Source organism: Endozoicomonas sp. ONNA2 (assembly GCF_024606365.1).
Classification (GTDB): Bacteria; Pseudomonadota; Gammaproteobacteria; order Pseudomonadales; family Endozoicomonadaceae; genus Endozoicomonas.
This window is the reverse complement of sequence record NZ_JAHHPO010001124.1, coordinates 1-5,965: the sequence shown is the minus strand read 5'-3', so window position 1 is coordinate 5,965 and position 5,965 is coordinate 1. Positions and strand designations below refer to the sequence as shown.

The following is a 5,965-nucleotide window of genomic DNA, read 5'->3' as shown; positions in this document are numbered from 1 at the left end:
TATCCTCAATTTTCTACCATCCTCGCTACGGGCGCTATTCTCGGACAGCCTCCTGGATTGCAAGGGACTCAGAGGAATTTATGAGATTCAACTGCTGAATTCAGGCGGGAACTTTTACTTAACTGGATGATCTAAATTTTAATAACTATTCCTGATTACCCGGGTTTTTATAACAGCTTTTAAAAACTCTGGGCGACTACCAGGCACTTCCCCTGGCAGTCTATTCCCGGACAGCCTCCTGGAAAACAAACTAACAACGTTAAGGGCAGTAGCATGGATAAACTCAACACCCCGGCATCTTTGCAATTTCATGATTTAAGGGTTCCACCAGAATCAGTCAATAAGCCCCGGGGTATCTCCTGGAATGAGGCAGCAGAAAAACAGATCCCTGACATTTCGACAGGATATTTAATCAGGGTTCCCAAAAAAACCATTGCTGACAGACTGCATCTGCACCGGATGACCAAGACTGATTACAAACAAACAGCTAAAAAACAAATGCTTTTTAACCAACTCATTCCCTCATTGATGTCCGCAACAGGAATGTCACAAACCTCAGTCCTGACACATTTATTACCGGCTCTTGAGATTACCCCCTATTTAAGAAAAATGGACCGCGGGGAAATGGTAAAAGTCTCAGACCACCCGTCACAGCTTCAGACCGGATTGTTACTGGAGCTGATAACCCGAATAAAACAGGGCTATAAACTACAGGAACTGCACCGACTGGCAGGTGAGCAGCCAACCACAGCAGAGATAACAGTCAATGGGCAGCCCCAGAGCCTGAGTATCGGTTTGCATCACTTTACCCGCGAAGATCTCGGTGATGAGACATTTCGGGAGCTGCGTGATCGTCTTTTGGGGCAAAGTGATCCTGAAGAACGCCCGGGTGTTATTCTGGATCATGTGCTGAAAAGAAAAGCAGTCGCCATGGCGCACTGGCAGAAGATACTCACCATGGTTCTGAACACTCAGGACTCAGCCACCCGAGAGCACATTGCCAATGCACTCAACACAGACCATGGGCTGTCACCGGCCACCGCAGTGGAGTGCGAGGCATTAACCGCACTGATTCCAACGTTGAAATTAACCACCCACCCCGGCTTTTCCTTAATGAAGCCACTCTATTCCTGGTTATCGCAACACCACCTGAAGGGCGACAAACTCAGCAGTCAGCAACTGACCTGGCTGCACCGCATGGTGACCAACAGGCTCTACACACACTTACCACCCCTGGCAGATACCGGTCTGGAGAATCTCTGTATTTATAAGGAGTGCCTGATCAATCACCAGGAAACGGAAAACCCCCGTAATCAACTGATTCAACAGGCCATTGACAGTGCCACCGCGCAACAACTCACTGAAGTCATCAAGCTTTTTGACACACTGCTCTGCGATCTTACCCCATCAGTCAATGCAGAAAATCGCCTGGGCATTATCTACACATTACTCAAATTCAACGGCCAAACCCTGCTGAATAATCTACTGACCACATCAACCATTGGCCGTGGTGCCCTTACGGCGATATACAAGACCCAACTGACTTTGACCTACGCCCTTGATGAACAGGCCTCTGCAGAGGATAAAACGGTCAAGGAACAATCGGTAAATTGCCTGCTGAAAACCCTCCTGCTGAGAATGGCATGGTGCCTGATCATACTGGAGTCAAAGGATGGGGTAGCAGTGCCTCCAAAGGTCATCAACAAGGCCCGGACCCTCATTAACCATCACAATGAGGGGTTGCAGGCCGTACTGCCCGAGCATGAACTTGATCAGCAAGATACCGATGATAATTGGGACATGCTCTCCTGTAGTGATTACAGCGACGCATCTGACTATCCTATGCGTTCTGCCAACAACGGCATTTCAGCACAGAACTATCTCACCCTTCCCGACTATCTGCTGACCAGCGGCCGTGCCGTCACACTTGATCCACAACATCTGATGCTGCCACAGGACAAACACTTGCGTATTCCTTCGGCAAAAATAGAAAGCCCGTCTAATGAACGAAGGAGTGAACGAAATAAACGCCACGAACAAAAACTACGTGAGGACTTTCTGCTAACGCCTCAATCAACCGATCTGACTCGCCCCATTGACTGGAAAAAAATGGAGGTACCAATCACCTTTCTGTTGGCCGGTAACACTCAAGATAAAAGTCAATTGTCATTTGTATTCCAGGTGTTCAACACCGAAGTGTTACCGTTTATTCAGCAAGCTAACATAGAAAACACCGGCGCTTTTTCAGCCAGTAACGACCCCCCCCCCGGAACTGGAGACTCTCAACGTTATCAGGGATCTGTTGGCAATAGCAGAGATAACCGGAAAGCCGGGGCTTGACCTCATCACCGGCATTCAGAGCCAGACATCAAACCAGGCGTTACGTGCTTTATCACAACACGTGGCAACCGTAGTCTCCGAACTGCCTGACAATCACAGCCGCAAACAGTTGCTGGAACTAACAGCCTTGCAGTTATTTGCTGAACTAGACAACCCATTCAGGCGTTTGATCAAGACGTTGTATATCATTCAATCAAGAAGTCACTTCCTCCGGTTTGCTGATACCTCTAATGAATTCCATAACTCTTACACCAGCGTATTAAAGAGGCAACTGGCTACGCTTATCAAAAAAGACTGGCTCCAGCCTGACGGCCTACTGGGGAGCAGAATCCGACAGTCGGTGAAAGCCGCTTTCAAATCAAACAATAGAAACTGCAGCTATCAACAAATAATGGACTCTTTATTGGCATCCATCCGGCCATCGAATCAGCCCCCCGACAACTACCCGCACCTGATTGACCAGATGCACCAGGAAGTAGAAACAAGAATGAACCAACACAGGGAACTGAGTAACCTGAAGCAGCAAACGATATTAGGGGCTATTTACCGGCCTGCCTGTCAGGAACGCCTGGGCAATGAAATCGAGCACCTGATTGGACAAGCTTCCAGACTTTGTCAGCAGTTTCTTCCTGAAGAGCACGGCAGCAGTACGATACCGATGTCGTACGATACTGCCGGTACTGATTCTGACATGGCAATGTCTGGCCAAATCCGTTGCACACAGGTCAGTACCCTGCCATCGAAAAGTTACCTGTACGATCAACTGAAGGCACTTATTCCATTAATTGCCTCCTGGCTCAGTCAAATCATTGATAACTGTCTGATTACCGAGGAAAAAGCGGCTAAAGCCGGAATAGACAGACTGGTTCAGTTTGCCAATAGCACCGTGTATCGCCCCGGGCAAAATGAGGACGAAATCCTCAGCAAGATTATTGACTTGAGTGATCACTTCCACTGTTTGCAAAAGCAGCACAGGCACTGGCAGGCAAGCCATGAGATAGCTTCCACCCATGACCAGTGGCTTGAAATCAAGAATACCCTCAAAGCACTCCAGCACATAAACCACCTCCCCTCGCCACAGGAATTGCAGGGACAGATAAACACAGTAATTTTCGGGCCCGACACCCCTGCGTTGTCCCGGGAAGACCAGGCACTGCTGGGTACTGTTGCTGCATTGAAAACCCGATACTCTGAACCCGGATTAGTCAGCCGGGCTTTGCATCATCCAAATATACGTGAGTTCAATCGTCAGCCTGAACAATTGTCCCACCGTATTACCCAGAGGAATTCGTTATGGAGTGACACTGATCGGGCTCAGCATAATCAGTACCAGTTATTAACAAGCACACTCCACCATCTAAAAACAGACCCTTTGTACCAGACCAATGAGCCTGAGCTTCAAAAAGCTCAGAAACATGTCCTTGAGGTGCATCGTGGTCACATGATCAGCCTGCGCAGTACTCAACAACATTGCGAATCACACCTTGTGCATAGTAATACTGAACTCCCTGACCAAAGCCTGCTAGCCACATTGGAATCGATGGCATGGGGACATACTGCAAAATATTCCGGTATTGAAACAAAGCCGCTCAGCGAACAACAAAAACAGCAGCTGGCGGGATTAATAGAATCAACCCCTGCAGAGAGTACACTGTCATACGGCGCCAGCTTGTTCGACTGGATCGGTATGGGAAAAAACAGGCAGCAGCACAAGGCGGCAGCGAGTGATCCCGTTCCCATGCTTATTGACAGTCCCATGAGCTGTGAGCCAGCACTCAAAACGATAGAAAATATCAATAAAGAAAATACCAAACAAATTGGGCAGCTAAAACAGGTGATTGACAATGAAAACAAAACTCTGGCCGAGATAGAAAAGGGACATAATCAGAGGGCCAGAGAGTTGCAGGAGTATAAGAAAACTCTTTTTGGTCTGTTAGACGACCGCATGCATTACGAAATAATGATTGATGGCCAAGCGTATTCCTATGCTGATGCACTTATAGCCTATAAAAACAAAGATAATTATTGCAACGATGATGTCAGCAGTACACAGCGGCATTTAAATTCAAAGCTGCGTTGCGCAAGACATGACCACAAGAGAAAACATGAAATATATCAAAACGACAGGCAATGGCTGGATTTTGCCAGGGAATGTCGATCTCACCATACCAACCCGGACATTCTTCCGCAGGTCATCGATTTAATGGTGTTGGAAAGTCAGGTAAAAATTGATGATGTAGAAAACCAAATTGTCCACCTGCAACAACGGATTCAGACAGCGGAACAAACCATTGCTGAAAACTCTGCGTTGGTTAAGGCAGAAGCCGCAAAACTGCAAGCCAGCCTGAAACCAGAGCTTGACGCTCAGAGAAAAAAAACCAGAGTGGCCCAGCTGGCTCTGTTTAGCAAAGCCTTTGAGCATGGTCAGTATTTGTCAGAATTCCGCGCTATGCAGCGGGTGTTGTGCCAATATCTCCGTCAAGATATGGCGGCTGGCGTCGTTGAAGCCAGAATTATTGAGGACTGTGCAGCTCAGAAAAAGCACGTCCCCTCCAACTACCGGGAAATCATTGAGCCTCCCGTGTCCGGTGCTGACGAGAGTCACTGCCGGTGGCACTCAATGAGCGACCTGCCCTTCCAGATTATCAATGTCCCGGGTGCATTCCCCTTACTGGAGTCACTGCGTAAAGAAGGGAGAATTTATCCAGAACAATTGCTGACCCACGATGATCAGGGCAAGCCATCCAGTGCGCTGGTTTTCGCTGCAGCAGAGGGTCGCTGGCGGGCTTGTGAAGCGCTGATCAAATGTCTTGAGGAAACCAGATACCTTGACCTTGATACCTTTAACCGGTTACTGACCGTCAGCCCTTGCGATGATAAACGAAACCTGTTGCACCATCTGGCACAACAGGCAAAACCGACCACCCTGAAAGCCCTGTTGCAACTGCTCAACAATGTCAGTAAAAAACAGATATTCGATGCAGATTACGCTTCTGACTGCCTGCAAAACCGAATAGCCCTGGATAAGGAACACCTGTTAAAAACGCTCCTTGCCCAGACTGATTATGAAGGCCACCACCCCACAGACCTACTGTTGTTCAATATTGCTAAAAGAATCCGGGAATGGCCAGACGACAATGATCAGGCGCTGACCAGCTATGCCAACGATTTTCTGATCAATGAGGCCAAAAACATGTGGATTACCGTGTCCGAGTCTATGGGTGTCGAGCAATTCTGCCAGTCCGTCGAGTGCTTTATGAAAGGTATTGATGACCTTGATCAGCTATCTCCGGCAAAACAACAGGCCGCAGAAGACTTCCTGAAACAACTGATGCGCATATTCAGGGTACATGGTCCTGCCGGGTTGCATGAACAACTGATGGCTCAGATCAGGGTTGGCCAGACTATCGGTATGTCTGACCAGCATGCGTTCTTATCCGGGTCAGTTTGATGATGCAGAACCCAGCTATTCATCAGCTGGTACAGTTTCATGATCTTCTGTGTGCAAATAGTCAACCAGCAGATCGTAGAGGGGATCGCGGCATAATGTTGCGGGCTCACCTTTATAGGCCAGATCAACCACTGTAACCCGCCGGGTATACTCGGCGAGGTGTTTGGCATTGGA

General features: G+C 48.2%; 2 protein-coding genes. Both read left to right on the top strand.

The window, feature by feature from the left end:
- The first annotated feature begins 273 nt into the window (after positions 1-273).
- Positions 274-2,340 carry a hypothetical protein gene (locus KDK14_RS19895; protein WP_257266965.1) on the top strand — a complete coding sequence of 689 codons (2,067 nt, stop codon included), beginning with the start codon at positions 274-276 and terminating at the stop codon, positions 2,338-2,340.
- The gene (locus KDK14_RS19890; RefSeq protein ID WP_257266964.1) at positions 2,303-5,791 is read left to right on the top strand and encodes a hypothetical protein; all 3,489 of its coding nucleotides are present in this window, start codon (positions 2,303-2,305) and stop codon (positions 5,789-5,791) included. The genes KDK14_RS19895 and KDK14_RS19890 overlap by 38 nt, the downstream gene beginning before the upstream one ends.
- Positions 5,792-5,965 lie beyond the last annotated feature (174 nt).